Annotated in this window: 22 protein-coding genes and 2 pseudogenes; 6 read left to right on the top strand and 18 right to left on the bottom strand. The window is 62.8% G+C overall.

Annotated elements, in window-relative coordinates; translation table 11 throughout:
* The first annotated feature begins 258 nt into the window (after positions 1 to 258).
* Together HLH25_RS20635 and HLH25_RS04135 are read left to right on the top strand one after the other, a co-directional pair.
* Positions 259 to 1,812 carry a globin-coupled sensor protein gene (locus HLH25_RS20635; protein ID WP_220791672.1) on the top strand — a complete coding sequence of 518 codons (1,554 nt, stop codon included), beginning with the start codon at positions 259 to 261 and terminating at the stop codon, positions 1,810 to 1,812.
* 2 nt (positions 1,813 to 1,814) lie between these two features.
* Positions 1,815 to 3,560: a putative bifunctional diguanylate cyclase/phosphodiesterase gene (locus HLH25_RS04135; RefSeq protein ID WP_182972859.1), complete on the top strand. Its 1,746-nt coding sequence runs from the start codon at positions 1,815 to 1,817 to the stop codon at positions 3,558 to 3,560.
* Positions 3,561 to 3,569: 9 nt separating this feature from the next.
* Here the strand turns inward: HLH25_RS04135 and HLH25_RS04130 are convergent.
* From HLH25_RS04130 to msrB, 5 genes and pseudogenes are all read right to left on the bottom strand, one after another.
* Positions 3,570 to 3,827, bottom strand: a pseudogene (locus HLH25_RS04130) (transposase); the annotation flags it as partial.
* A 174-nt stretch (positions 3,828 to 4,001) separates the two neighbouring features.
* Positions 4,002 to 4,643 carry an NrsF family protein gene (locus tag HLH25_RS04125; protein WP_182972858.1) on the bottom strand — a complete coding sequence of 214 codons (642 nt, stop codon included), beginning with the start codon at positions 4,641 to 4,643 and terminating at the stop codon, positions 4,002 to 4,004.
* Positions 4,633 to 5,163 (bottom strand): sigma-70 family RNA polymerase sigma factor, encoded by a 531-nt coding sequence (locus HLH25_RS04120; protein WP_310889061.1) that lies wholly within the window; start codon positions 5,161 to 5,163, stop codon positions 4,633 to 4,635. Before HLH25_RS04120 ends, HLH25_RS04125 begins: the two co-directional genes overlap by 11 nt.
* Positions 5,164 to 5,192: 29 nt before the next feature.
* Entirely contained in the window at positions 5,193 to 5,897 is a 705-nt protein-coding gene (gene msrA, locus HLH25_RS04115; RefSeq protein WP_182972857.1) for a peptide-methionine (S)-S-oxide reductase MsrA, read from the bottom strand.
* A 13-nt stretch (positions 5,898 to 5,910) separates the two neighbouring features.
* Positions 5,911 to 6,375 carry a peptide-methionine (R)-S-oxide reductase MsrB gene (gene msrB, locus HLH25_RS04110; protein ID WP_182972856.1) on the bottom strand — a complete coding sequence of 155 codons (465 nt, stop codon included), beginning with the start codon at positions 6,373 to 6,375 and terminating at the stop codon, positions 5,911 to 5,913.
* Between the two features lie 153 nt (positions 6,376 to 6,528).
* Between msrB and HLH25_RS04105 the strand changes: the two genes are divergently transcribed.
* The 4 genes and pseudogenes from HLH25_RS04105 to HLH25_RS04090 all read left to right on the top strand — a co-directional run.
* Positions 6,529 to 7,152, top strand: a complete 624-nt coding sequence (locus HLH25_RS04105; protein WP_182972855.1) for a cytochrome b/b6 domain-containing protein — start codon at positions 6,529 to 6,531, stop codon at positions 7,150 to 7,152.
* Positions 7,149 to 7,898, top strand: coding sequence for a molybdopterin-dependent oxidoreductase (locus HLH25_RS04100; RefSeq protein WP_182972854.1), 750 nt, complete (start codon positions 7,149 to 7,151; stop codon positions 7,896 to 7,898). The genes HLH25_RS04105 and HLH25_RS04100 overlap by 4 nt, the downstream gene beginning before the upstream one ends.
* Positions 7,899 to 7,954: 56 nt before the next feature.
* Positions 7,955 to 8,296, top strand: coding sequence for a pentapeptide MXKDX repeat protein (locus HLH25_RS04095; protein ID WP_310889060.1), 342 nt, complete (start codon positions 7,955 to 7,957; stop codon positions 8,294 to 8,296).
* A 399-nt stretch (positions 8,297 to 8,695) separates the two neighbouring features.
* Positions 8,696 to 8,883 (top strand): annotated as a pseudogene (locus HLH25_RS04090) (DUF932 domain-containing protein); the annotation flags it as partial.
* Between the two features lie 128 nt (positions 8,884 to 9,011).
* On the opposite strand, the gene HLH25_RS04085 reads toward HLH25_RS04090, so the two are convergent.
* The 13 genes from HLH25_RS04085 to nuoG all read right to left on the bottom strand — a co-directional run bounded on the left by HLH25_RS04085 (position 9,012) and on the right by nuoG (position 24,880).
* Positions 9,012 to 9,191 carry a hypothetical protein gene (locus HLH25_RS04085; protein WP_182972853.1) on the bottom strand — a complete coding sequence of 60 codons (180 nt, stop codon included), beginning with the start codon at positions 9,189 to 9,191 and terminating at the stop codon, positions 9,012 to 9,014.
* Between the two features lie 491 nt (positions 9,192 to 9,682).
* Positions 9,683 to 10,126 carry a c-type cytochrome gene (locus HLH25_RS20170; RefSeq protein ID WP_281376813.1) on the bottom strand — a complete coding sequence of 148 codons (444 nt, stop codon included), beginning with the start codon at positions 10,124 to 10,126 and terminating at the stop codon, positions 9,683 to 9,685.
* A 32-nt stretch (positions 10,127 to 10,158) separates the two neighbouring features.
* On the bottom strand, positions 10,159 to 11,349 hold the full coding sequence (locus HLH25_RS04075) for an FAD-dependent oxidoreductase (RefSeq protein ID WP_310889059.1): 1,191 nt from the start codon (positions 11,347 to 11,349) through the stop codon (positions 10,159 to 10,161).
* Between the two features lie 171 nt (positions 11,350 to 11,520).
* A complete protein-coding gene (locus tag HLH25_RS04070) occupies positions 11,521 to 14,157 on the bottom strand; it encodes a TonB-dependent receptor plug domain-containing protein (protein WP_182972850.1) in 2,637 nt (878 codons plus the stop codon).
* 307 nt (positions 14,158 to 14,464) lie between these two features.
* Entirely contained in the window at positions 14,465 to 14,923 is a 459-nt protein-coding gene (locus HLH25_RS04065; RefSeq protein WP_182972849.1) for a CBS domain-containing protein, read from the bottom strand.
* 113 nt (positions 14,924 to 15,036) lie between these two features.
* The gene (locus tag HLH25_RS04060) at positions 15,037 to 16,497 is read right to left on the bottom strand and encodes an NADH-quinone oxidoreductase subunit N (RefSeq protein ID WP_182972848.1); all 1,461 of its coding nucleotides are present in this window, start codon (positions 16,495 to 16,497) and stop codon (positions 15,037 to 15,039) included.
* Positions 16,494 to 17,993 carry a complex I subunit 4 family protein gene (locus HLH25_RS04055; protein WP_182972847.1) on the bottom strand — a complete coding sequence of 500 codons (1,500 nt, stop codon included), beginning with the start codon at positions 17,991 to 17,993 and terminating at the stop codon, positions 16,494 to 16,496. Before HLH25_RS04055 ends, HLH25_RS04060 begins: the two co-directional genes overlap by 4 nt.
* Positions 17,990 to 19,840 (bottom strand): NADH-quinone oxidoreductase subunit L, encoded by a 1,851-nt coding sequence (nuoL, locus tag HLH25_RS04050; protein ID WP_182972846.1) that lies wholly within the window; start codon positions 19,838 to 19,840, stop codon positions 17,990 to 17,992. The genes HLH25_RS04055 and nuoL overlap by 4 nt, the downstream gene beginning before the upstream one ends.
* 4 nt (positions 19,841 to 19,844) lie before the next feature.
* Positions 19,845 to 20,156: an NADH-quinone oxidoreductase subunit NuoK gene (gene nuoK / locus HLH25_RS04045; RefSeq protein ID WP_114728002.1), complete on the bottom strand. Its 312-nt coding sequence runs from the start codon at positions 20,154 to 20,156 to the stop codon at positions 19,845 to 19,847.
* 1 nt (position 20,157) lies between these two features.
* The gene (nuoJ, locus tag HLH25_RS04040) at positions 20,158 to 20,679 is read right to left on the bottom strand and encodes an NADH-quinone oxidoreductase subunit J (protein WP_182972845.1); all 522 of its coding nucleotides are present in this window, start codon (positions 20,677 to 20,679) and stop codon (positions 20,158 to 20,160) included.
* A gap of 15 nt (positions 20,680 to 20,694) precedes the next feature.
* Positions 20,695 to 21,207 (bottom strand): NADH-quinone oxidoreductase subunit NuoI, encoded by a 513-nt coding sequence (gene nuoI / locus HLH25_RS04035; RefSeq protein ID WP_182972844.1) that lies wholly within the window; start codon positions 21,205 to 21,207, stop codon positions 20,695 to 20,697.
* Positions 21,208 to 21,230: 23 nt separating this feature from the next.
* Complete coding sequence (gene nuoH / locus HLH25_RS04030; RefSeq protein ID WP_182972843.1) at positions 21,231 to 22,187, bottom strand: NADH-quinone oxidoreductase subunit NuoH; 957 nt, start codon at positions 22,185 to 22,187, stop codon at positions 21,231 to 21,233.
* Entirely contained in the window at positions 22,184 to 24,880 is a 2,697-nt protein-coding gene (nuoG, locus tag HLH25_RS04025; RefSeq protein ID WP_182972842.1) for an NADH-quinone oxidoreductase subunit NuoG, read from the bottom strand. The genes nuoH and nuoG overlap by 4 nt, the downstream gene beginning before the upstream one ends.
* Positions 24,881 to 24,891 lie beyond the last annotated feature (11 nt).

The following is a 24,891-nucleotide window of genomic DNA, read 5'->3' as shown; positions in this document are numbered from 1 at the left end:
ACCCGCGCATAGCCATATCTCATGCGTCAAAAACCCTGTTTTCGGTTCAATGAAACAAACGCTCGTAAGGGAGCCGATCCGTGAGGTCAAAAACCACCGATTATGAGTCGGTATAGGTAATAATAAAAAAGACGCATATCTGTTATGCGTTGTACGCATTTATGATGAAGGCTGGAATTCAGCCTGTAGCCTGACTACCAGCGAGAGTTGAGTGATTGAAATATTCAATCGAAAAATGAAGAAGATTGGAAAAACGAAGTGGAACGAGACGAGCGTGGCATAGCTGACATTCAGCGTCGACACGATTTTATCGGAATGAATGCGGAAGATTTGCATGCCCTGCGCGCTCTTCATGCTCCTCTTGCCAAAGCTTTGCCGGACGCTCTGGAGGCTCTTTACGCCCACATTCGCAGAACGCCCGAAGTCAGCCGGTTTTTTGCCTCCGAAGCCAAGATTGATCAGGCCAAACAGGCCCAGACGGCGCATTGGCAGGCCGTCCTGGCCGCGCGCTTTGATGATGCCTACGTGGCAAAGGTCCGCAGCATCGGAGAAGTGCATGCCCGCATCGGTTTGACGCCGCAATGGTATATAGGAGGCTATACGATTATTCTTGATCGGCTTATTCGATCCATCATCGAAGAAAATGGTGGAGCGCAGGTCGGTTTGTTCTCCAGATCGTCCGGGCGGAAGCATCTGGCCGAAAGTGTGAGCAGTTTGTGCAAGGCCGTTCTGACGGAAATCGATCTCACCGTATCGTTCTATCTGGAAGCCATGGAAGCCGACCGCGCCAAGTTGCGCGCGGAGCAGGAACGGCGGGTGCGCGACGATCATGCCGTTCTCTCTGCGCTCAATGCCGCTCTGACCTCTCTCGCTGACGGGGATCTTACTTATCGGGTGACAGAGGTCCTGCCTGAGCACTCGGCTTCCTTGAAGCAACGCTTTAATGCATCCGCCCAGCAACTCGCCGAAAGCATGAGCCGGATCGCACAGTCCACCCATGACGTCATGGCAAACGCGGACGGGATTCGCCACGGTGCTGACAGTCTGTCCGAGGCCACAGAGCAACAGGCCGCCGCACAGGAGGAAATGTCGGCGGCCGTGACACAGATTGCCCTAGGCGCTTCCGAAACGGCCGAAGAGACGGTCAAAGCCCGTCATATGGCGGCATCCGCACAATCGGACGCCGAGCAGGCCAGCCAGATCGTGGCCGAAGCGATCGCGGCGATCAGTCGGATCGAAAAATCATCTCAGGAAATCTCGAATATCATCGGCGTTATTAACAAAATTTCCATGCAGACCAATATTCTGTCATTGAATGCAAGCGTTGAGGCTGCCAGAGCAGGTGATTACGGCCGTGGCTTTGCGGTGGTCGCCAGCGAGGTTCGTGCGCTGGCGGAGCGTTCGACAAATGCCGGCAAGGAGATCGCCGGTTTGATCACCAAGGCGGCCGAAGATGTGATGTCCGGCGTGACGCAGGTTCACCGAGCGGGGGAAGCCTTGCAGCGCATCACCTCTCAGGTCAGCGACATGAACGGTGTCATCTCCAGGATCGCCACGGCATCGCAGGCGCAGTCCGCCGGTCTGGACGAGGTAAAAATCGCGATCCGCAGCCTGGAACAGACCACGCTGAAGAATGCGACCATCGCCGAGGAAAGTGCTGCCACCGCACACAATCTGGTCACAATGGCTGACGAACTGGCGCAGTCGGTCGCATCATTCAAGACCAAGACTGAAACCAGGTCGGGTATTGATAGAAAAACAAATTATCAATTGAGGCTGGTCAGTACAAATGTCCATGATCGTCGGCTGTAGATATGAAAGAAAACTTCATCCGGTATGCGCTTGATAATGCCGCCATTGTCGTCATGACGGATGCGCGTGGGACCATTACGTTTGCAAACAAGAAATTTTGTGAAATCAGCGGTTATAGTAAAGAAGAATTAGTCGGCTTTAACCACCGGATTCTGCGTTCAGGGATACATCGCCGGGAATTTTTCCGCATGATGTATCAGAAAATCACGGCCGGGCATATCTGGCATGGAGAAATATGCAACAGAAGGAAAGATGGTTCCCTCTATTGGGTTGACACCACGATTGTTCCACACATCGCGGGCGCGGGCACAGTGGACGGTTACGTTGCTATTCGCTTTGATATTACAACAAGAAAGGAATTGGAGGAAGAACTTCAGATCAATATTAAACATCTTGAAACAGCCGCGAATACTGATTTCCTGACTGATCTTCCGAATCGTAGGCTATTTTCTCAACATATGGAAGATCTGATCAACCGGAGTGGCAAAGAGTCAGGTACGTTTCATCTGGCTATCCTTGATATTGACCTCTTTAAGGAAATAAACGATTCATTCGGCCACGAAATGGGAGACTACCTGCTCAAGGTAATTGCATCGCGTCTGCGTGCCGTGATGGACGATCATGTGTTTATCGCGCGTCTGGGAGGGGATGAATTTGGCATCATTCTCGATCGGGAGCGTAGCGTTGAAAATCTCGAACTCTTTGAAAAAATCCTTGATGCCGTTCGCGAGCCGATCTCGATCGGGTCGATAACCCGCTACTCTTCGGCCAGCATGGGTTGCGCGGCTTTTCCGCAGCACGGGAAAGATGCGGCCAGCCTGTTACAGGCCGCCGATATTGCGCTTTATCGCGCCAAGGCGCTCGGGCGTGACCGAGTTGAAGTATTCAATAATGAAAGCATGCAGGCTGTAAAAAGGAAGTCCCAGCTTCTATCGGATGTCGATATCGGGCTTCGCTCCGAAGAGTTCATGTTTTTCTATCAGCCGATCCTCTATCCTGCGTCTTGTCCGGCAATCTCGTTCGAGGCCCTTGCCCGGTGGCATCATCCCCAGCGCGGCATTGTAAGCCCCGCCGATTTTCATATTGCACTCACCGATCCGGCCACATGCGCGATTTTCGGCCTTTATATGCTGGACCATGTGTTCGTCGATATGGCGACCATGCGCGCCAGAGGCATTCGCTTTGGAAGGGTTGGTATCAATCTGACCAATGCAGACTTCCGGTCGGATGTTTTTCTGGAACGGTTCTTCAACCGATGTACCGAGACGGGCATTGGCCCCGAGCAGTTCAGCGTCGAAGTCACCGAAACCATGTTGTTGGGCCGCGACCAGAGGAGGGTCGAACGGGGATTGCAGCAGTTGCACGATGCCGGCGTTGAAGTGGTACTGGACGATTTTGGTACGGGTTACGCGTCACTGACGCATTTGAGGGAGTTCCCGATCGACCGCCTGAAAATCGACCGCCGTTTTGTCTCGAATATCGAAACTTCATCCGAAGACTATGTTATCGTGCGCGGCATTATCGACATCGCTCATGGATTGGGCAAGACTGTTACCGCAGAAGGCATCGAGACGGCGCAACAGGCGAAAATTCTCCTCGACATGCGCTGCGACTCCCTCCAGGGCTGGCTTTTCAGCAAGGCATGTGCGCTGGAGGATCTATATTCGGCTGTCCAGGAGATTCCTGAAATCCTGAGAAAGCTCGATTGTCAGCCAGCTATGAAGGCACAGGCTCCCCATCTGGCCTGAAGCCTGCAACAGTCGGTCGTTGATCAGATACTCCGCTCGCTCGTCGGAGAGATTGTTCAGCGTCTGGATCACCAGGATCTTGAACATCAGCACCGGATCAAGGGGTGGACGCCCGCCTTTGCTCCCGTCCGCATAGGCCAGAGCCCTGTCCAGATCAGGACGGAACGCCTCAAAATCCACAGTCCGGGAAAACGCTTCGAGCTGATCGCCCAGCCCACTTAACCGGGCAAGGCGTTCGTCAACATCAAAGAAACCCGCCGGCTTCATCAGCCATTCCCCCAATCATCACAGAAGAGATGGAATCACAGCCAACACTTCAGAACCAGGGGGTTTTTCGAACCCTCCAGCTTCACGAACGACACGATGCCGGCGATTTCGATACGAAGACGCAGGACAGGATTGCGGACACGCGCGTGACGCGCGTCCGCCACGGCCCGCTGCCTACCACCGCGTCAGCAGGGGCAGGACAAGGCGTGTCGCAAGGGTGACGACACAGCCGGCTGCCAGGTACCACACCACCAGATAGAGCGGATCGTCGAACGGACAGGCCAGTGAGAAGGCGAGCGCACCGAAGGCGGATGCGGCGATTCCCGCGGCCCACGCCGTGCCATGGGAATCGACCGGTGCGCCGCGTCGTGCCAGCAGGCCCAGCGCCAGCGCGGCGGGCAGGGACAGTTCCACGACCTTGCGCGCGCAGATCAGGCCATGCGCCGGGTCCAGCCGCTGCCACAGGACGGCGGGACCAGCCTGCAAGGCATCGACCAGCCACCCCAGACCCAGCGCCAGCAGCGCCACGGCGCCGACCATGCGCAGGCCGCGTCGCGGCGTGTGCAGCGGACTGAACGAGAGCAGCGCGGTCCCGCCGCTGATGGCTGCGAGCGCGGCAAGGCTGGCGGTTTTCCACCAGAAGCTGGGCATATGCATCGCATGCGCCATATCCGGGCGCATCAGGCCCGTCGTCATCACCCAGACGATCTCGATGGCGCCGAGAACCAGCAGAATGGCCGCATCACGCCATGGCGTCCGCCGCCTGACGGGACGCAGGTCGGTCGCGAGCCGGTCGATCAGGGGATCAGTCGACATCACCACCTCGTATCACCATGTCGTTCATCCGCCCCAGCCCGCGATGGATATTGACCTTGACCAGGGCGGTGGATTGTCCGGTACGCCGGGCTGCTTCCCCGATGCTGAGGCCTTGCAGCTTCACCAGCCGGATGACCTCGGCCTGCGCGGGCTTCAGCATGCCGAGCAGCCGTTCCAGCGCATGGGCCGTCGTAATCTGGTCCTCGTGATCGGAAATCGCCAGATCGTCTTCGATCGGCACCATATCCACCCGGTTTTCGGCCCTCAGCCGGTCGATCCATTTATGGCGTGCGATCGCCGCCAGCCACGGCCCGAACCCCTGCGAGGGATCGAACGTGTGGCGCTTTTCATGGACCGCGAGCAACGTGTCCTGCACGGCATCGTCGATCATGGAAGGCGGCAGCCGCCGCAGGAAGAAGCGCCTCAGCCATGCGGCGGCCTCGCCGAGCACAAGCCGATAGGCATTGGCGTCACCCCGCTGGGCGGCCGCCATCCAGTGACTCCATTCGGCTTCCGTCACTCGCGCTCCTGCTCCTGGCGCCCTTGCCCTTACGTTCCGCCGGGCGCGGCAAGCGTCAGGATCGGGCGATCGCGATACAGACCGCCATATATCATCTTCAGCGCCTCGATCCGAGGGGCATCATATGTTGCAATGTAGGAATTGTCCGGATAAAGCGCCGCGAAGTTCTGATGATAATCCTCGGCCGGATAAAACCCATGATCCGGGACGATCTGCGTCGCGATCGGTCGCGCGAAGACATGCGCGGCATTCAGCTGCTGAATATAGGCGCGCGCCTCATTCGCCTGCTCCGGCGTGCGCGTGAACAGGACGGAACGATACTGGCTGCCGACATCCGGAAACTGCCTGTCCACCTGTGTCGGGTCCAGCGCGACGGAGAAGAAGACGCGCATCAGCGTGCCGTAACTGACCTGCGTCGGATCGTAATCGACCGCGACCGATTCCGCGTGCCCCGTATCGCCACCGCCGACGGTTTCGTATTCGGCGGTATTCTTCGCTCCGCCGTCATATCCCGCGCGTGTCGCGGTCACGCCGCGTATATGTTGGAAAACGCTCTGGACGCCCCAGAAACATCCACCGGCGAAGATGGCGGTGGCGTGGTGAGCCGTCGCGGGCGCTTCGGCGGCTGCAGGCGGCGGCAGACGCGTGGCGAACGCTGCTCCCTCCGCCTGGCACGCCGTTCCGAGCACGCTCATGGCGACGAGCGAGACGCCGAGTATTCCTGACCGTTTCATGATTCTGGTCCTTTCAGGCCGGGTGGAACGACAGGGCGACGCCGTTCATGCAATAACGCAGGCCCGTAGGCTGCGGGCCGTCGTCGAAAACATGGCCGAGATGGCTGCCGCAGGTCGCGCACAGCACCTCGGTCCGATCCATGCCGAGCGAACTGTCGGCGCGCTCCTGCACGGCCTTGGGCAGGGCACGGTAGAAACTCGGCCAACCGGTGCCGCTTTCGAATTTGGTGCTGGCGTCGAACGCGGCGGTATCGCACCCGACGCAGGCGAAGCGGCCGGGTCGATGCTCGCCCAGAAGCGGACTGGACCACGGCATTTCCGTGCCGGCCCGACGCAGCACGTCGTATTGCGCGGGCGTCAGCAGGCGGCGCCACTCCGCGTCCGGGTGTGTGACGGCATAGGCTGGCGCGGCACGGCCGGCGCGCGCGGCCAGCAGAAACGCGGCCGAGGCAAGGCAGAACTGGCGGCGGGAAGTCATGAAAGCGCTCCTTCACGATGACAGGATCGCCCGGTTCTTCGGTGTGGCGGTGTCACCAGTTACAGCCAGCGGCGGACAATATTTTTACGAAAGCCTGTAACCATTCGCGGGTGCGGGACGAAGGGACGGGCATCACGCCCAGGAGGCCCGCAGATGCCCCGACCTCGCCGCACACCCGCGCGCGTCATCAGGATCACCCACTGGATCGGCGCGCTGTCGATGCTCGTCATGATCGGCAGCGGGTGGCAGATCTACAATGCGTCGCCCATCCTGCCCTTCACGTTTCCACCCTGGCTGACGCTGGGGGGATGGCTCGCCGGTGGAATCGCCTGGCATTTCGCGGCCATGTGGGTACTGATGGGCGCAGGGATCGTCTATGGAACCTATGGTGTTGTCTCGGGCCATTTCCGGCGTGACCTGCGGCTGCGGGGCATGGGTGCCATCGGGCGGGACATGGGTTTGGCACTGCGTTTTCGGCTTTCCCACACGCCCGGCCATTACAATGCGGTGCAGCGCCTGCTCTATACGGGCGTACTGATCGTGGCCTGCCTGACGGTGGCCTCGGGCCTGTCGATCTGGAAGCCCGTGCAGCTTGGATGGCTGTGCTGGCTGTTCGGCGGCTACGATCTCGCGCGCCGCATTCACTTCACGATGATGGCGCTGATCGTGGGGTTCCTGGTCGTTCATGTCGTGCTGGCCCTGCTCGTGCCCTCGACCCTGTTCGGCATGGTATTCGGCCGCAGACCGGCCCCGCACGATCCGGAGGCCGTACGATGAAGCGGCCGGACCTGGATCGCGCGTCCATCGCGCCGGAATTACGGCGGCTGGAGCGCCGCCTGATGCTGAAAGGCGCCATATCGCTCGGCGGTCTCGCGATGTTGTCTGGCTGCACGCTGGATGACGAGCCGGCGGTCGAACGCGCGCTGGCACGGGTGATGAGCCTGACCGACCGCGCGCAGGCGCTGCTGTTCAGTCGCCACCGTCTGGCGCGCGAGTTCGATGCCGCGCGGATCACGCGCCCTTTCCCGTTCAATGCCTATTACGGGCAGGAGGACGTGCGTACGGTCGATCCGGCAGGATGGCGTCTGGAAGTCTCGGGCCTGGTCGCGGACAGACGTCCCTGGTCGCTCGCGCAGTTTCGTGCCTTGCCGCAGAAGCGCCAGATCACGCGGCATATCTGCGTCGAGGGCTGGAGCGCGATCGGTTGCTGGTCAGGCGTGCCGCTTTCGGTATTCCTGCACCATGTCGGGGCCGACCTGCGGGCGAAATACGTCGATTTTCACTGTTTCGACGATTATTCGACCAGCATCGACATGGCGACGGCCCTGCACCCGCAAACCATCATGGTGCTGGATTTCGACGATACCGCGTTGCCGGCGGCCTATGGCGCCCCGATGAAAATCCGTATTCCGACCAAGCTGGGCTACAAGAATCCGAAATACCTGGCGGCGATCTCGGTCACGAACCGCTTTCCCGGCGGCTATTGGGAGGACCAGGGCTATGACTGGTTCGGCGGATCGTAAAATAATCCGCCCGCTGTAACCTTTGCTCCGCGTCGGCCGAAGAACAGGACAGTGGGGTGGAACTGTTCTTCCCCGCAGAGTGTTTTTCAATCAGGAGACGTTACATGTCCATTCGTAATTTCATCGCCGCAGCCGCACTGTGTTCCAATATCGCCGTCGTGGGCGCGGCCGTTGCGCAGGATAGCATGTCACACCACATGATGGCGCCTGCCGGCATGTCCAAGAATGGCATGTCGCACGACAGGATGGCGCCGAACACCATGTCCAAAGACGGCATGGGGAAACATGCGGATGCCACCGGTCACGGCATGGAGAAAAATGCGATGTCCAAGGATTCGATGAGCCATGACGGCATGATGATGGCCCCGTCGCATGACGGTATGACCAAGCCCAACTGACCGGCTGCCGTATCTTCTCGATTGGCTGGCAATTGCAGAGGATTCTGAACGCTATTGCCCTCATGAAATCTCACTTTCATGATAAAAATATTCCGCAATAGACATCCATCAATGGCGGAGCAGAAAAAAGCTCCGCCAACTGATTCGAGTAAAACGCTTCTTTTTATTCGTTACTCACCAATTTTCTGGAGTTCGTATTCCCGTTTTATTTCAATCGGATTTTCTGTTCCCCCAGGAACTGCCATTGTGATTTTGTATGAATCACAGAATCGTTGTGTCCCACTACGATGAGCAGGGTATTTCTGCGGTTGGGTCCGATCGCGCGCGGGAGGTGGTGATCGGAGGAAGAGGGGACGTGGCCCTGTATGCCGAATAAACGGCATGAGATGAAAGTTTTCCATAATCACGACCGCCATCCTGCCCACGCGTTTCATGATGCGGCATCCGGCGGCGCCCGCATTGATCCCTCCCGTGGCGGCCGCAACGCCCGCGTATCATCCGAATGGTTTTCCTGTCCCGATGACGAGCGTCATCTGTCCCTATCCGTTCCGCATGCAACGAATCTGGCGCGGGTGGACGAGGCGACGGTGCCTGCCAGCGTGCCTCGTCAGGCCCTGAAACCCAATGGCAAGCCTCTGTCAGGATACGAGAAATTCATTTTAAAAGAACGGTTTTTGTGTGGAGCACGGTAGCGACATGGGTCGGGGAGGGCGGCTCATGGCCCTCCCGGACCGCGGAAAAGCAGGAACAGGGCGATGATGATCACGATGATCGGCAACAGGCCCAGCCCGTTGAATCCCGAGCCTCGCGGCCCGCCATACCAGCCGGAACGGACACCATAGCCGCCACCACCGATGGCGAAGATGATCAGGATGATCACGAGAAGGGTCAGCATCGCGGGGACTCCGGGAATAGGTGTCCTGATAACGCGTCACGGCTCGGATTGTTCAGCGGCTGCGTAAATGACTCTTCGGACGCAATCGGCTCTGTCGCCTGGGCCTCAAGGTCCGGCGGGTTCGGACGAAGGCAGTCCTATCCTGTCCTCTCGGTCTTTCCTTTGGAAGAAAAGGGGCAAATTCGATGACGGATGCGCCGCACCGATCGCGATTGTCGTCACCATGCGCGGAACAGGACTGACATGCCGACCGGAATGCGGCCGGCCGCCCGCATTTCGCCAGCCGGCAAGGTGTTCGCCTGATCTGTCATCTGGTGGATGTTTCCGCGCGGGATGATGCGGGGCAATATCCATTCATGCCGGTTGATGGATATTGCCCCGGTTCAGGACCGAGGCACCGGTTTTTCGATTTTATCTGCGGGTCCGCCCGTCCTGCGCTGACGATTCTGTTCGGCCCCGGTAAAGCGGAATGCCGACGGATTTCTCTCGGCCTATTTGGCAGAGGACTTGTCAGGTCCTATCGCAAGGGCAGGAAATTTAAGAAATGCCTGCCGTTTTTCCACGGCCGGCAGGGGCGATTTGCCGGGGGCGGCGCCGTTCTCATGCAAAAGAAACGCGACCAGCGCGGTTGCATCTTCCGTCGATAGCGTGCCGGGAGCCATTAACGGCATGGCGCGCTGGATATAGCCTGTCAGACGGGAAAGCGGTGTTCCCGCCCAGTTTGCCACCAGCCGCCCTTTGAGGGACGGCGTCTGGAAATTGCCGTTGAGATCGGCGCCATGGCACATGGCGCAGGCGGTTTGGTAGAGATCCGCCCCGTGCTGCGCCTGCTCGGCCGTGAAGGACGGAACGGGAGCGGCAACAGGTCTGGCGGCGTGAAGCGGCGAGGCGGAGGCGATGCTCAGGGCCGCTGCATGGAACACGCGGGAACGCATGAGGCGGGCGAATGGCGTGCGGGGCATGGGGCTCACCCTTCCGAAATGGGCGAACGGGCGAACAGGTCCGCCAGAACCTTGATCGCTCTTTCCGACTCGGAACGGTCGGGATGTTCGAAGGAATTGCCGACGCTTCCCATCTCGCCCTCATTATCCAGATCATAGGCCTGAACCATCAGCCCGTCCGTTTTCGAGACGGCCGATGCACCGTGATAATGCAGGCCGTATGGCAGGTCCGGCCGGGGCGGGAGCCATGCCGTCTGCCCCCTGACGGGGATGAGGCTCTTATCGTTCCACCAGTCGCGCGCCGCGTAGCCGGGGCAGTTGATGATCACCTTTTCCGGCAGGGAGGTCAGTTCGCTGGGGTCGTGGAACTCCCGGATCACGACATGGCCGCCAGCCTGGAAAAATTCCGACATCAGCAGATGCCCGTAGGAGGCGAAATTATAGAGCATGAGCGAACCGCGCTTGGCGTACGGGGCAGCGAAGGGGCTCTCCGCGGGCGTGAGTTCTTCAGCCGCCGGGACGATATCCTTGATGCGACCCGAATAGCGGGCGAATTCGGAGCCGTGCTGGGGCATTCCGGTCGAGGCGTAATCGCCGGTGCGACCATCGGGCCTTTCCTCATGCGGCGCATCGAACGGCCGGTCGGATAAGGAGAAATGTTCTATGAATTCCACGGGATTGCCGGGCAGGCCGAGATAGTCGCGATAGGTGGCCCAGGAGATCCGGGCCATTCTTTCCCACAGGTCGGCGAATTCCGGGCCGGCCGGAGCGGTCAGGGAAATGCGGGAATCCGGCGTCCAACTGCCGTTGGCGCGAACCGACCGCGTCCGGGGCAGCAGGTCTTTCGTGTAGATCGTGACGTCGAAGCCGGCGCGTTGTGCGGTAAGGGCGGTGGTGAGGCCGATGATGCCACAGCCGATGACCGCGACCTTGCGTTGCAGGGTGGTGGAGACCTTCTCGACGACCACGCTCGCCGAGCCCCAGGAGAGGGACCAGCCGCTGCCGCCATGGCCATAATTATGGAAGACCAGCTTGTTCCCCACATGCTCGACGTCAAAACGCGGACCCATGGCGCGAAAGGGGCGCAGACAGACCTTGATGTCGGTGATCTGGTCGGCCCGCAGATCGAAGGGCTGAAGCCTGATGCGCCGCCGGGGGAGCGGGGCTGGCTGCGCGGGGGGAGAAGGCGCAGCCGGCTGCGGGGTTTGGGCGCGCACGAGGCGCCCCCCCGCGAATGCGCCGACGACGCCGCAGGCGGAGGCCCCCGCGACAAGATGCCTCCGTCCGATAGTCCTGTTCCGATTGGTCATATACGCGAAGCCCAGTGCAGAAGTGGCGCCGGAGAGGGGCCGTTTGTCCCCTCCCTCCATCCAGATGAAGAGCGGATGTCAGAATGTGGCATTCACGCGCCCATAATAATAGCCACCCGAGATAGGCACCTGCGAGGAACTTGCATCATAGACCGTGTACCCACCGCTGTTGAGGATGTCCGGCAGTCTGCGCGGACGAACATTGAAGACGTTGTTGGCGCCGACCGCCAGATGCCAGCGCCGGTCGACCCGATAGCCGATCTCGAGATCGGTCAGCCAGCGGGGGGTGTTCTTGAACTGGCCGAAGCAGGAGTTGGAGTAGCGCAGGGCGCCGCCGCTCGCGCAGGTGAGCGAGCCGTTCGTCCAGTCCTGATAGGTCATCATGTCGGTCGTTTCGCCATAACGGGTCTGGCGAATGTTGAAGTCCCAGTTTGCGATCGTATAATAGGCGTTCAGGATGATCTTGCTGCGCGGGTAGGCCGTGGTGAGATAGCCGATCGTCTGCGCGTTAAGCAGGGAGGCGCCTGTCCCTGACGTGGCGGCGTGATGCAGGCGCGTGCGGTTGAGGTCCAGCGCCATCGTGAGCATCAGGTTACCGTATTGGTGCAGGTGGAACGTGTAATCGGCCTTGATGTCGAGGCCCTGCGTGCGGGTGCTGCCGATATTGGCGAAATAGTAGGCCGAGACGTTCTGCGGATCGATATCGTTGACCGGCAGGGCATAGCCCATGGCCTGAATGGCGTTGATCGCGGTCAGCCCCTTGGTCACGCCGCCCTGGCCGATGCGGTTGCGGAGATTGATCTGATAGACATCGGCCTCGACATGGAAACCATCGACGGGTTCGACGACCAGGCCGCCGCTGGCATTGACCGAATATTCGGGTCTCAGCGGCCGGGCGCCGAGCAGCGCGGCGGCGGCGGAACTGACGGGGAGAAGGCCGGCGGCGCCCGTCGGGTTGACGCTCATGGTGCTGAAATGCTGTTCCGCCATGGTCGGAGCACGGAAGCCCGTGCTGATGGTGCCGCGGACGGCGACCCGTTTCGTGATGTCGTAGCGGGTGGAGATCTTGCCGTTCTGGGTATTGCCGACATCGGTATAATGTTCGAAACGGCCGGCGAAATCGAGATCCCAGTTCTTCAGCATGTGGAAGTCGCCGTCGATATAGGCCGCCCAGATATCGCGGCTCCAGTTTCCGGCACTTTGCGGTGCGATGCCGACATAACCCTGGGTTCCGCCGACCTGGTAGGACGAGGGTTCACCGGCCACGATCTCGTACGTTTCCAGACGATGTTCGCCACCGAGGGCCAGCGTCATCGGGACCGTATGGAAGATGTCGATATGCCGCCGGAAATCCAGATTGTTGGTCCACTGGGCGTTGCGGTAGCTCTGCGTGTGTACCGTGGTCGGCGTGATGCCGCAGCCGACGGTCGAGATATTGGCGACGTTGCCGTTGTTGCACCGGCTGCTCAGCAGCCCCGGATTGGCCGTGTTCTTGTTGCCGATATTATCTTCGTCCGCGCCATACTGGGTGCTGATATCCCAGTCGAAACCGAAGAAATCACGACCCTTCATGCCGAGCATCGCGGCATAGTCGTTTTCTTCGATCGTTTCCAGCGGGGAGAAACCGGAAGGATAGATCGTAGGCGCGATATTGGGGACGCGGTAATTCTGGATCGCTTCCGCATGCCGGTGGCCATAGGTGATCTGTCCGTAGAAATCGACTTTTTCACCAATGGGTTTTCCGAAATCGATGCCGAGGTTTTCGCGCGTTTCTTCCGGCGTGCTCATGATCTTGTTCGAGGTGACGGGAACGGGGAGCGGGTTCGCCACAATGCCGGTATAATAGCCGCTGGTGTTGGCCCCTGCCGGCCAGTAGCCGAGAAGACGATGGTCCTTGGCACCTTTCGTGACGAAATGATCGGTGTGATAGACCTGTCCGCTCAGGTGCATGTAGCCGTCATTGCCGAGCTTGAAACCGCCATCGGCATTGACCTGATATTGCCAGCCATCGCCGTTATAGGCATTTGCGCCGGTTTGTGCCGAGACATTCAGTCCATGGCTTGTTTTTTTCGTAATGATGTTGACGACGCCGGCAATCGCATCGGAACCGTACATGGCGGCGGCGCCGTCTTCCAGAACTTCGATATGGTCGATCATGTTGGCGGGCAACATGTTCAGGTCGACGCCGGTGGCGCCGAAGCTGGGGCCGGAGTTCTGGATGATGTTACCCGTGACGTGGCGGCGCTTGCCGTCGACCAGAACGAGCACCTGATTGGGATTGAGGCCGCGCATGCGGATTGACGACGTGAGGGCGGCGGTGTCGCTGCCTTTGGCCTGTATGTTGATGGAGGCGTAGGTGCGCGTCAGCGCATCCGCCAGGTTCAATTGCCCTGAACGGGTCAGGGTAGCCGCCGTGATGACCGAAATCGGCGAACTGCTCTGGCGGGCATGGCGGTTGCTGTCATGGGTGCCGGTCACGATCACGGCCTCGCCGGCATCGGGCGGCGCCTGATAGGACGCGGCGACTGCCGGTGTCGCTGCGGTGTGCGTTCCGGCGGGATTGGCGGTCGTTCCCGATATTTTCCGGCTCTTTGCGGCGGAACGCTGGCCGGATGCAGGCGTCTCGGATGTCGTCGCGGTCTGGGCGATCGCGCTGGCGATATCGAACTGTATGGCGAGAATGGTGGCTGTGATCAGGCTTCGCCGTAGGGTCATGGAATGACTGTGCTCCCGCGCCATTTGTTGCGACGTCGAGATAACGTGAAGCGGATCACGATTTCATTTCAATGCAAAAATATGCAGTCCGAAACGAATCTGTTCTGAGTCTGAACATTGTTGCATATTTATCACATGGAATATTTCTTATTGTAATTCTGAAATAAAATGAAAGAAAAGGACGGGGAGCATCCCGCAGAAGGTGCGCGCGGCTGGTCTTGCCAAAATATTATGTTTATGCAATGATAATCGGTTTTATAGCGTTGCGCTGCCTGCTTCGTGCTCCCCCCGACGCGGGACGCGATGATCAGCGACCGACCGAGGCATGGTCGCTGCGCCAGACATAATCCTGCATTGCCGATACCAGACGTTCGGCTTCGTCCACGCGAAATTTCACGATATCGCCGATACTCACGATGCCGATCACGGCGTCGTTGTCGATGATGGGCAGGTGGCGGGACCGGTAATCGGTCATCTTGCGGCCGACTTTCAGGATCTCTTCGTCGAGTGTTGTCGTTGGCACGTTGCGGGCCATGATCTCGCGGGCCGTCAGGTGGGCCACGTCCATGCCGTGTCCGGCCAGTGCCGCGACAAGATCGCGTTCCGAGACCAGGCCGGCGAGATGCGCGTATTCGTCGAGCACGGGCGTTGCGCCGATACGGTTCTGTGTCATGAGACGGGCGATTTCGCGGATCGGCGTGTTTTCATGGACGGTGAAGAGGTGACGGTCCTTGCTTTCCAGAACCTGGAGAACGGTGGCGGTCATGACGTCTTCTCCCTTTCGCGGGTTGTTGCTGTGTCGTGTGCGTCGCGGACCTGTCCGTATCGATCAGATGGGTATCGGCCCCGCGAAAGACAGGGCCGATGTGGCGTATCGGCTTATTCCTTGTACAGGATGTCGTGAGGCGCGGTGGGCGGCAGGCTGGCGGCGCTCAGGACAGGCACGGGTTGCAGAAGGGCGCGGGTCTGCCGGACGAGCATTTCGGGAAAGAGGCCGGCCAGAAGCGTAACGATGGCCAGGGCGGTGATCAGGACGGTATTCGCCTGCGTGCCGCGCACCGCGCGATGATCCTCCGGCACGGGCTCCATCATCGCGCGCACGACGTTGAGATAATAATAGAGCCCGATGATGCTGCTTGCGACCAATGCGACCAGCAGCACGACCCGCCGGGCTGAAACACCTGCGATCACGATGTAGGTCTTGGCGAAGAAGCCGATGGCCGGGGGAATGCCCGCCAGCGAGATCAGCATGACGGCCATGGCCAGCGCCAGGGCTGGTCGGCGGCGGAACATGCCGCGCCACCCGGCAATGTCGGACAGGCCGGATGCGCCGCGCATGGCGGCAAAGGCGCCGGATGTCGCGGCGGCATAGGCCGCCAGATAGAAGGCGGCGCTGGCCAGGCCAAACGGCCCCGGCGACAGGAGGGCGAGCAGCAGGTAGCCGACATGGGCGATGGACGAGCCCGCCAGCAGGCGCTTGAGGTTGGTCTGTCCCAGCGCCAGCAGGTTGCCGCCGAACATGCTCAGCACGGCGACGATGGCCAGTTCCATGCCCGCGGCGTCGGGGCGGAGCAGATCGGCGCCCGCGAAATAACGTGCGAGGGCCGCGAACAGGGCGATCTTGGAGGTAACGGCGATGAAGGACGCGACCGGTACCGGCGCGCCCTCCATGACGTCGGGGAGCCAGGTGTGGAAGGGAACGGCCGACAGTTTGAAGAACAGGCCGGTCAGCACCAGCGCCGTTGCCGCCAGGGGCAGCGCCGGTCCGTCCGGGCCGGCCAGGGACGGCGCGACAAAGCGCAGGCTCCCGCTTTCGGCATAGGACAGGGCGAGGCCGAACAGCAGGATCGCGGAGGACAGTCCGGCCAGGATCAGGTATTTGATCGCCGCCTCGTCGGCCGTGGGCTGGTTGCGATGGTAGGCGATCAGGCCGAGCAGCGACAGGCTCAGCGTCTCCAGCCCCAGGAAGAAGATCACCATGTCCGCGCTGCCGGCCATGACCAGCGCACCGAGCGTGCCGAGCAGCAGCAGCAGATAGAACTCATCGGCCGGGGTACCGGCCTCGCGCCACGCCATGATGACGCATGCGGCCGAGGACAGCAGGATCAGACCGGCGATATAGGCGAACCATCCGTCGGGCACGAACAAGATGCCGACCGGGTCGCCGGGCCAGGCCAGGACAGGCGACCACAGGCTGGCGAAGGCCAGAAGCAGCGTTGCCAGCGCAATGACGATGGCGCGCGCTTCCGAGCGGCGCCAGGCGATGGACAGCATGAGCAGTGCGATGCCGCCACCCAGGATCGGCAGCGATGGCGGCAGGCCCGAAAGCGGGGCGGTCATGGCTGGGGGGCCTCCATCTCCGGCATGGCAAGGGGTGTTGCCGGCAGCGACAGGTTCAGGACCGGCTGGGGGTAGGTGCCCAGCACCAGCAGAAGGGCCATGGTGAGGCCCAGCACCGCCATATGCCGGGCGCCGAAATCCGCCGGTGGCGCATGGTCGGCGCCTTCTCCGGCATGGGGCGGCCCGAAGAAGGCGCGGCCGACCATGGTGAGCGAATAGACCGCCGAGAGCACCAGACCGGCGGCACCGAGGGCCGCGATCGGCGGACTGATGCGCCAGGTGGCGAGCAGCACGAGGAACTCGCCGACGAAATTGCCCATGCCCGGCAGGCCGAGCGAGGCGATGGCGAAGAACAGGCCGACGGAGGAGAGGTGCGGCAGGGCCTGCCACAGGCCACCCATGCGCCGCATGTCGCGCGTGTGCAGGCGGTCTTGCAGCGATCCGGCGATGATGAACAGGGCGCCGGTGCTCAGTCCGTGGGCGACCATCTGCACCACCGCGCCGCGCATGCCCATGGGGGAGCCGGAAAAGACGCCCAGCAGGACGAAGCCCAGATGGCTGACGCTGCTGTAGGCGATCAGGCGTTTGATGTCGTCCTGCGCCAGTGACAGCCACGCGCCGTACAGGATGCCGGCGGCGCCCATTGCCAGGGCGACCGGTGTGAACCGGCTGGCCGCGTCGGGAAACAGCAGCACGACGAAGCGGATCAGCCCGTAGCCACCGGTTTTCAGCAGGATGCCCGCCAGCAGCACGCTGCCGGCGGTGGGCGCCTGCGTATGGGTGTCGGGTAGCCACACATGCAGCGGCACCACCGGCAGCTTGACCGCGAAGGCGGCGAAGAAGCCGAGCATCAGCACCATGGCGGCGGTCGGCATCAGCGGCGTGTCGGCCAGCGCGAAATAATCGAAGGTCACGATGCCCGTGGCATGCTGGTGCAGGATGACGAGGCCGAGGATCGCCACCAGCATCAGCAGGCCGCCGCCCTGGGTGAACAGGAAGAACTTGATGGCGGCGCGGCGCCGGTCCTCATGCCCCCATTGCAGGATCAGCACATACATCGGCACCAGCATCAGTTCCCAGAAGAAGAAGAACAGAAACAGGTCCGTGGCCAGGAAGACACCGTCGATGCCGGCGATCGTCGCGAGCAGGAGCAGGTGAAACAGGCCCGGCCGCTCGCCGACATCGCGCGCGGACAGGATCACGCAGGGAAAGGAGAGGATGGTCGTCAGCCACAGCATCACGAGGCTGAGCCCGTCCATGTCCATGCGCGCGGCGATGCCCAGGGCCGGAACCCAGGGGGCGGAAAAATGGGCAAGCCACGGACCATGGCCCCAGTCGGCGGCGCAGGTGACGTAAAACAGCAGAAGCGTTTGCAGAACGATGGTCGTGATCGCGACCCACCATGGGCGGTGGCGTGCCTCGGGGCCGCGGTCGGACAGCCACGCGATGGCGCCGCCCGTTGCCGGCAGCAGGACGAGCGCGGGAAGAGCGATCATGGCCGGACTCCCAGACACAGGGCGACGACCGTGCCGGCCGCGATCCAGCCGGCATAGCGGCGGACCTGCCCGCTTTGCATGCGGCCGAACACCCGGCCGCCGGCGCGCGCCGTTGCCGCCGTGGCATCGGAGAGGCGATCGCAGATGTCGGTCTGGTTCAACTGGCCCAGCGTGGTGAAGGGCCGGACGATCAGCACGTCGTAAAGCGTATCGAAGTCCCAGCCGGCGCGGGCCAGGCGGGCGAGGGCGTTCTCCGGCGGTGTCCGCGTTCCGGTGCGGGGTTGCCACAGCATCCATGCCACGCCGATGCCGGCGAGGGGGACCAGCGATCCTGCCCACAGCAGCCAGTGCGGGCCTTCCGGCATCGGCGCGCCGAACAGGGGGGACAGCAGGTTGGACAGCAGATGCACCGGGGCGATGGCATCGGGCATTTCCATCCATCCGCCAGTCAGTGCGAGAACGGCGAGGCAGACGAGAGGAATGGCCATGATGGCGCCCGTGCGACCGTGGGGCTCAGTGTGGCGGGGTCCGAAAAACACGATGAAGACGCAGCGGAAGATATAGATCGCCGTCGCGAAGGCACCGAGCAGGGCACCGGCCCAGAGCATGGGATCGGCATGCCAGGCGCCCTGGAGGATCATTTCCTTGCTGTAGAAACCGGCGGTCAGCAGCGGCAGGCCGGCCAGTGCCGCGCTGCCGGCCAGGAAGGCGGCGAACACGCCCGGCATCGCGTGGGCCAGGCCGCCCATCTGATAGATATCCTGCCGGTGATGAACGCGCAGGATGATCGCGCCGGCCGCCATGAACAGCAGGGCCTTGAAGAAGGCGTGGGTGACCAGATGAAAGATTGCCGCCTGCCACGCGCCGGTGCCGAGGGCGAGGAACATGTAGCCGATCTGGCTCATGGTCGAATAGGCGAGGATGCGTTTGATGTCGGTCTGCACCAGGGCGCTGCCGGCGGCCAGCAGAAGTGTGATCAGCCCGATCAGGGCGACGGCCGTCATCGCGACCGGGATCGACGCGAACAGCGGATGAAGCCGCGCGATCAGATAGACCCCGGCGGTCACCATGGTTGCGGCATGGATCAGGGCGGAGACGGGAGTCGGGCCGGCCATGGCATCGGGCAGCCAGGTCTGAAGCGGCACCTGCGCGGATTTGGCGACGGCGCCGCCCAGCAGCAGGAAGGCGGCTATTGCGGCTTGCAGGTCGGCAGGGCGGGTGGTCACGGTCTGGAGAACTGACGCGACATCCAGCGTGCCGGCCCGCGTGGCCAGCAGCAGCAGGCCGCAAAGCATGGCGGCATCGCCGATGCGGGTGACGATGAACGCCTTGCGCGCGGCGGTGACGTTGGCGGTGTCGGTATGCCAGAAGCCGATCAGCAGGTAGGAGCAGATGCCCACGCCTTCCCAGCCGATATAGAGGCTCAGCAGGTCCGACGAAAAGACGAGGACCAGCATGGCCGCGACGAACAGGGTCATGCAGCCGAAGAAGCGCGCGATGTCGGGGTCATCGTGCATGTAGCCGCAGGCGTAAAGAAGGATCAGGAAACCGACGCCGGTGACGACCAGCATCATGACGAGTGACAGCGGGTCGAGCATGAAGGCGATCCGGGCGCTGAAGCCCTCGACCTGCATCCATGACCACAGCGTGGCGTGCAGCGCGCCGGTAGGCGGGGGCGTCTGGAGAAAGCCGATGGCGAGCACGACCGCCATCAGGGCCGAGAGCCCGACCGATCCGGCGCCGATCACGCAGGAAGGGAGCGGGGGCATGCGGCCCGCCGACAGGAACAGGACCCCGGCCGCAAGGAGGGGGCAGGCGACGATCAGCGGCAGAAGCAGCGCGTCCATGACCTTATCCCTTCAGTCGGTTGCCGGTATCGGCGTCCAGCGTCGGGCGGCCGGCGGAATGCAGACGCAGGATGATGGCCAGCCCGACGGCGGCTTCGGCGGCGGCGAGGGACAGGATCATCAGGAACATCACCTGCCCCTGTGCGGCGTGCCAGCGGGCGCCGGCGGCGATAAAGGCCAGGGCCGCCGCGTTCAGCATGATCTCGATGGACATCAGCATCAGCAGCAGGTTGCGCCGGGCCAGCACGCCCAGCATCCCGACCGCGAATAACAGGGTGGCCAGCAGCAGCGCATGGGTGGGGGAGGCGGCGCTCATGTCACGGCTCTCCCGTGCCGGTGCCGCGGATGTTGCGGCCGATATGAAAGGCGCTGACCAGGCCGGCGAGAAGCAGGAAGGAGGCCAGTTCCACGCTCAGCACGTAGGGGCCGTACAGCAGCAGGCCGACCGATTGCGGCCCGATCGGAGCCATGGTGTCGGAAGCCGCCGTGGGGGGGATGGTGCGCAGCGTGGTGCAGAGTGCGATGAGCAGGAGACCCGACAGGAGAGCCGGCCCGATCCAGACCGCCGGTGCCATCCAGTGCCGTTCGCGGTCGCGGTCGCTCCGGCCCAGATTGAGCATCATGACCACGAAGACGAACAGCACCATCACGGCACCGGCATAGATGATGACTTCGAGCATCGCGGCGAACGGCGCGCCCAGGGCAAAGAACACGCCGGCGAGCGACAGCAGGACCACGACCAGATAGAGCAGCGCATGCACCGCGACGGCGCGCGTGACGACCATGATGGCCGCCACGGCGGCGACCAGCGAGAACAGGATGAAAGGCAGGTCCGACATGGTGCCTCTTCCCCTCTAAGGCAGCAGCGTATGGAGGTCGATCGGGGCCGCTTCGCGCTCGGCTTCTCCCTTGTCCTTGCCGGGAATTTTTACGCCTGCGACACGGAAGAAGCTGTAGTCGGGGTATTTTCCCGTTCCGCTGATCAGCAGATCTTCCTTTTCATAGACCAGGTTCGGCCGCAGATATTCGCTCATCTCGAAATCGGGCGTCAGTTGAATGGCGTAGGTGGGGCAGGCTTCCTCGCACATGCCGCAGAAGATGCAGCGGGAGAAATTGATGCGGAAATAATCGGGGTACCATCTGCCGTCCTGCTCGGCTTTCTGCAGGCTGATGCAGTCGACGGGGCATGCCACCGCGCACAGATTGCAGGCCACGCAGCGTTCCATGCCGTCAGGGTCGCGCGAGAGGATGATGCGGCCGCGATAGCGCGGCGGCAGGGGTGGCTTGTGCTCGGGATAGCCCACCGTCACGCGACGGTGGCCCGCATGCAGGAAGGTCAGCCAGAGCGTGCGCAGGATTCCGAACATGGCATGCCTTCCTCTTGCTTTTTCTATCCCGGCGCGTGCAGGAGCAGGATTGCGCCGGTGGCGGCGATGTTGATCAGGGACAGCGGCAGCAGGATCTTCCAGCCCAGGGCCATCAACTGGTCGTAGCGCGGGCGGGGCAGGGCCGCGCGCAGCAGGATGAACAGGCAGACCAGCGCGCCGGTCTTGAGCGCGAACCACAGCGCCGGCGGCAGCAGCGGCCCCTGCCAGCCGCCCAGATACAGCGTGACCAGCAAGGCCGAGATCAGGACCACCCCGGCATATTCGGCCAGGAAGAATATGCCGAACTTCATGCCCGAATATTCGGTGTGAAAGCCGGCGCCGAGTTCGTTTTCGCCTTCCGGCAGGTCGAAGGGCAGGCGGTGCGTCTCCGCGATGCCGGCCAGGGTGAACACCGCGCAGCCCAATGCCTGCGGCACGACGAACCACAGGCCGGACTGTGCCAGCACGATATCGCGCATGGTGAACGAGCCCGCCTGCATCACGACGCCCAGCACCGACAGACCCATGAACACTTCGTAGCTGATCATCTGCGCGGCCGCCCGCATGCCGCCAAGCAGCGCGTATTTGCTGTTGGAGGCCCAGCCGGCCAGCACCACGCCGTAGACGCCCATGCCCATCATCGCCAGCACGAACAGCAGGCCGACATTCAGGTCGCCGGCAATGCTCCAGAACGCGGTCACGGGCACGACGCCGAAGGACAGCAGCACCGTCATCATGCCGATCGCCGGCGCCAGCACGAAGACGCCACGGTCGGCAAAGGGCGGAATCCAGTCCTGCTTGAACAGGATCTTGATGCCGTCGGCCACGGCCTGGAGAATGCCCCCAGGCCCGACGCGGTTGGGGCCGTACCGGTCCTGCCACAGCCCCAGCAGCCGGCGTTCGAACCATGTCAGGAATGTTGCCAGACCCAGCAGAACCACGAGGGTTACGCCGATGATGACCGGCATCGGGGCGGTCATGGCGCATCTACCCGGCGAAGCCGCACGCGGATGGGGGCATTGAAGGCGCGCGCTGCCAGATGTGGAGGGCACAGAGCGATGCCGGGAGGAAGTGCCGGGTCGTGGCGAACCGGCAGGGTGACGGGTTCGCCGGCCAGCGTGATGCTGGCCAGGGTGCCGTCCGCCAGCCCCGCCGGCAGGGTGCCGAGGCGCAGGGCGGCCGGTGCCGCGCGCGCGGCGATGGGTGGAGAGAGGGCGCTGAGTTCCTCTGTGCCGAACAGTCGGTGCTCGGGCAGCAGCAGGAAATCGTCCGGGCCGAAGCTGAAAGGGGCGGGGATGTCGTAATGCCAGTCGGGCAGTGCCTGGGGGGCATCGTCCAGCAGGCGGATGCCGGCGTCGCCGCCCCGCATCGGGCCGCCGATTTCCTGCTGGAATCGGTTGAGGGACTGGACGGAATTCCAGCCGGGAACCTGATAGAAGGGTACCAGGGCTCCGGGCATGTCGGGGGTGTAGGCGCCTTCCATCGAGGGGGAGAGCGGTGTGTCGGGCGATTGCGGCAGGGGACGGTCCCGAACGCTGATATTGGCCCGTACGGCGGTGCGCCCGCTGATCCTTGCCGGTTCGCTGCGGACCCTGCGACCGTCGAGACGATAGTCGGCGCCCGGAGCGGCGCTGCCGACCCTCGACAGGGCCGTGATGTCTTGCGCCATGGCGGCAATGATCTGGTCGAGGTCCGTCCAGTGGGGGCTGTCGGTCATGGTGTGGGTAAGATGTTGGGCCCAGCGCCAGCTTTCCTGAACCGGCATGTCCGGGAGGACTGCCGGCAGGAAGCGTTGGGCGCGGCCCTCGGTGCTGACCAGCGTGCCGCCGCTTTCGGCGAAGCTGGCGGCGGGGAGAGCCAGCTCGGCCACATGCGTCAGCGGCGTGGCGATATGGTCGATGACGACCAGATGGGGGACGGCGGAGAGAAGGTCGTGCAGGGCCGTGGCATCCAGCCGGCGGGTCAGGTCGTTTTCCATCACCACCAGCGTGCCGATGCGGCCGGCGCGGGCCATGGCGCGCACGTCGTCGAGCGGCAGACCGCCGAGGAGCGCCATGCCCATGCTGTTGCAGTCGGGCATCACCAGCGAAAGCGCCGGGTCGGTGCCGGCGGCATGCAGGGCGGTGGCGATGTTCGCGGCGGCGTGCAGCAGGGCGGCATTGGCGTATTGCAGGCCGGCGACGATCAGCGGGCGCCGGGCGGCCCTCAGGGCGCTGGCGAGCCTGTCCGCCAGTTGGATTTCCGTTTCCGACAGGTCCGGCGCGTCGGGCGCCGAGGCGTCGATCCGGTGGGCGATGGCGAAGCCCAGCCGGGCGAGGGTGTCGGGGGCCGCGCGGTGGGTCGTGGCCGCGACCGGGTCCAGGTCGGTGGGGGCGGGGGTGAGCACCAGCAGCGGCGAGGGGGCGTCGGTCCCCAGCATGCGCACGGCGGCATCCATCCAATGCGGCACCCTGGCCGTGTCGGCGGCCGGGTAGGCGGCCCGGCGCAGCGTCTGGCGGAGCGCCAGGCCAAGGCGCGGGGCGGTGACGCAGACATCCTCGCCCAGGACCAGAACGGCGTCGGCGGATTCCATGTCGTGCAGGCTGGGGTTGCGCGCCTGTGTCGCGCGCAGCAGCGCCGGGACCAGCATCGCCAGGTCGTGGTCGGGCTGCGTCAGCCCGGTCGAGAACCGCGCGGCGCCTGTAAGGGCACGCAGGGCGAAATTGGATTCCAGCGATGCGCGTGTCGAGCCGATGCCCACGATCGGGCCGTCGGCGGCCATGGCGGCGAACCGCTCCAGCGCGGTCGCGATCGAGACGGGAACGGGGATGCCGTCCTGCCGCATCATGGGGGCGCGCGGGCGGGTGGGCGCGGAGGTGAAGCCGTGGCCGTAGCGCCCGCGATCGCACAGGAAATAGCGATTGACCGCGTCGTGATAGCGGTTGATCACCCGGCGCACCGTGCCCTGCCGCGCATTGACGATGGTATTGCAGCCGACGGCGCAGTGCGCGCAGACGGAGGGGGCGCCGCGCATGTCCCATTTGCGGCTGTAGATCCTGGAAAAGGGTTTGTCGGTGAAGACGCCGGTGGGGCAGATTTCGACCAGATTGCCGCTGAAGGCGTTTTCCAGCGCGCCGTCTTCATAGCGGCCGAAATAAAGGTCGTTGTGGGCACCGAAGGCTGCGAGATCCTCGCCGCCGGCATAATCGCGGTAAAAGCGCACGCACCGATAGCAGCCGATGCAGCGGTTCATTTCATGATTGATGAACGGCCCCAGATCCTGGTTGCGGTGCGTGCGCTTGGTAAAGCGGTAGCGGCGCCGGTCATGCCCGGTCATGACCGTCATGTCCTGCAAATGGCATTCGCCGCCTTCGGGGCAGACGGGGCAGTCGTGCGGGTGGTTGGTCATCAGCCATTCGACGACGCCGGCGCGGAATTCCCGTGCCTGGGCGTCGTCGATCGACAGGATCGTGCCGTCGGTGACGGGCGTCATGCACGCCATGACGATGCGACCGGTCTTGTCGTCCGGGCCGCTGAACTGCTTGACGGCGCACTGGCGGCAGGCGCCGACCGAACCGAGTTCGGGATGCCAGCAGAAGTAAGGGAGATCGGCGCCGGCTTCGAGACAGGCTTGCAGCAGATTTTCATCCGTGCGGGCGGGGCAGGCGCGGCCGTCGATGAGGATCGTCGCCATCGTCCCGTTCC

The organism is Gluconacetobacter dulcium (assembly GCF_014174165.1).
In the GTDB taxonomy this organism is placed as follows: Bacteria; Pseudomonadota; Alphaproteobacteria; order Acetobacterales; family Acetobacteraceae; genus Gluconacetobacter; species Gluconacetobacter dulcium.
Note: the sequence above shows the minus strand (reverse complement) of the source record. Positions and strands in the feature narration are given on the sequence as shown.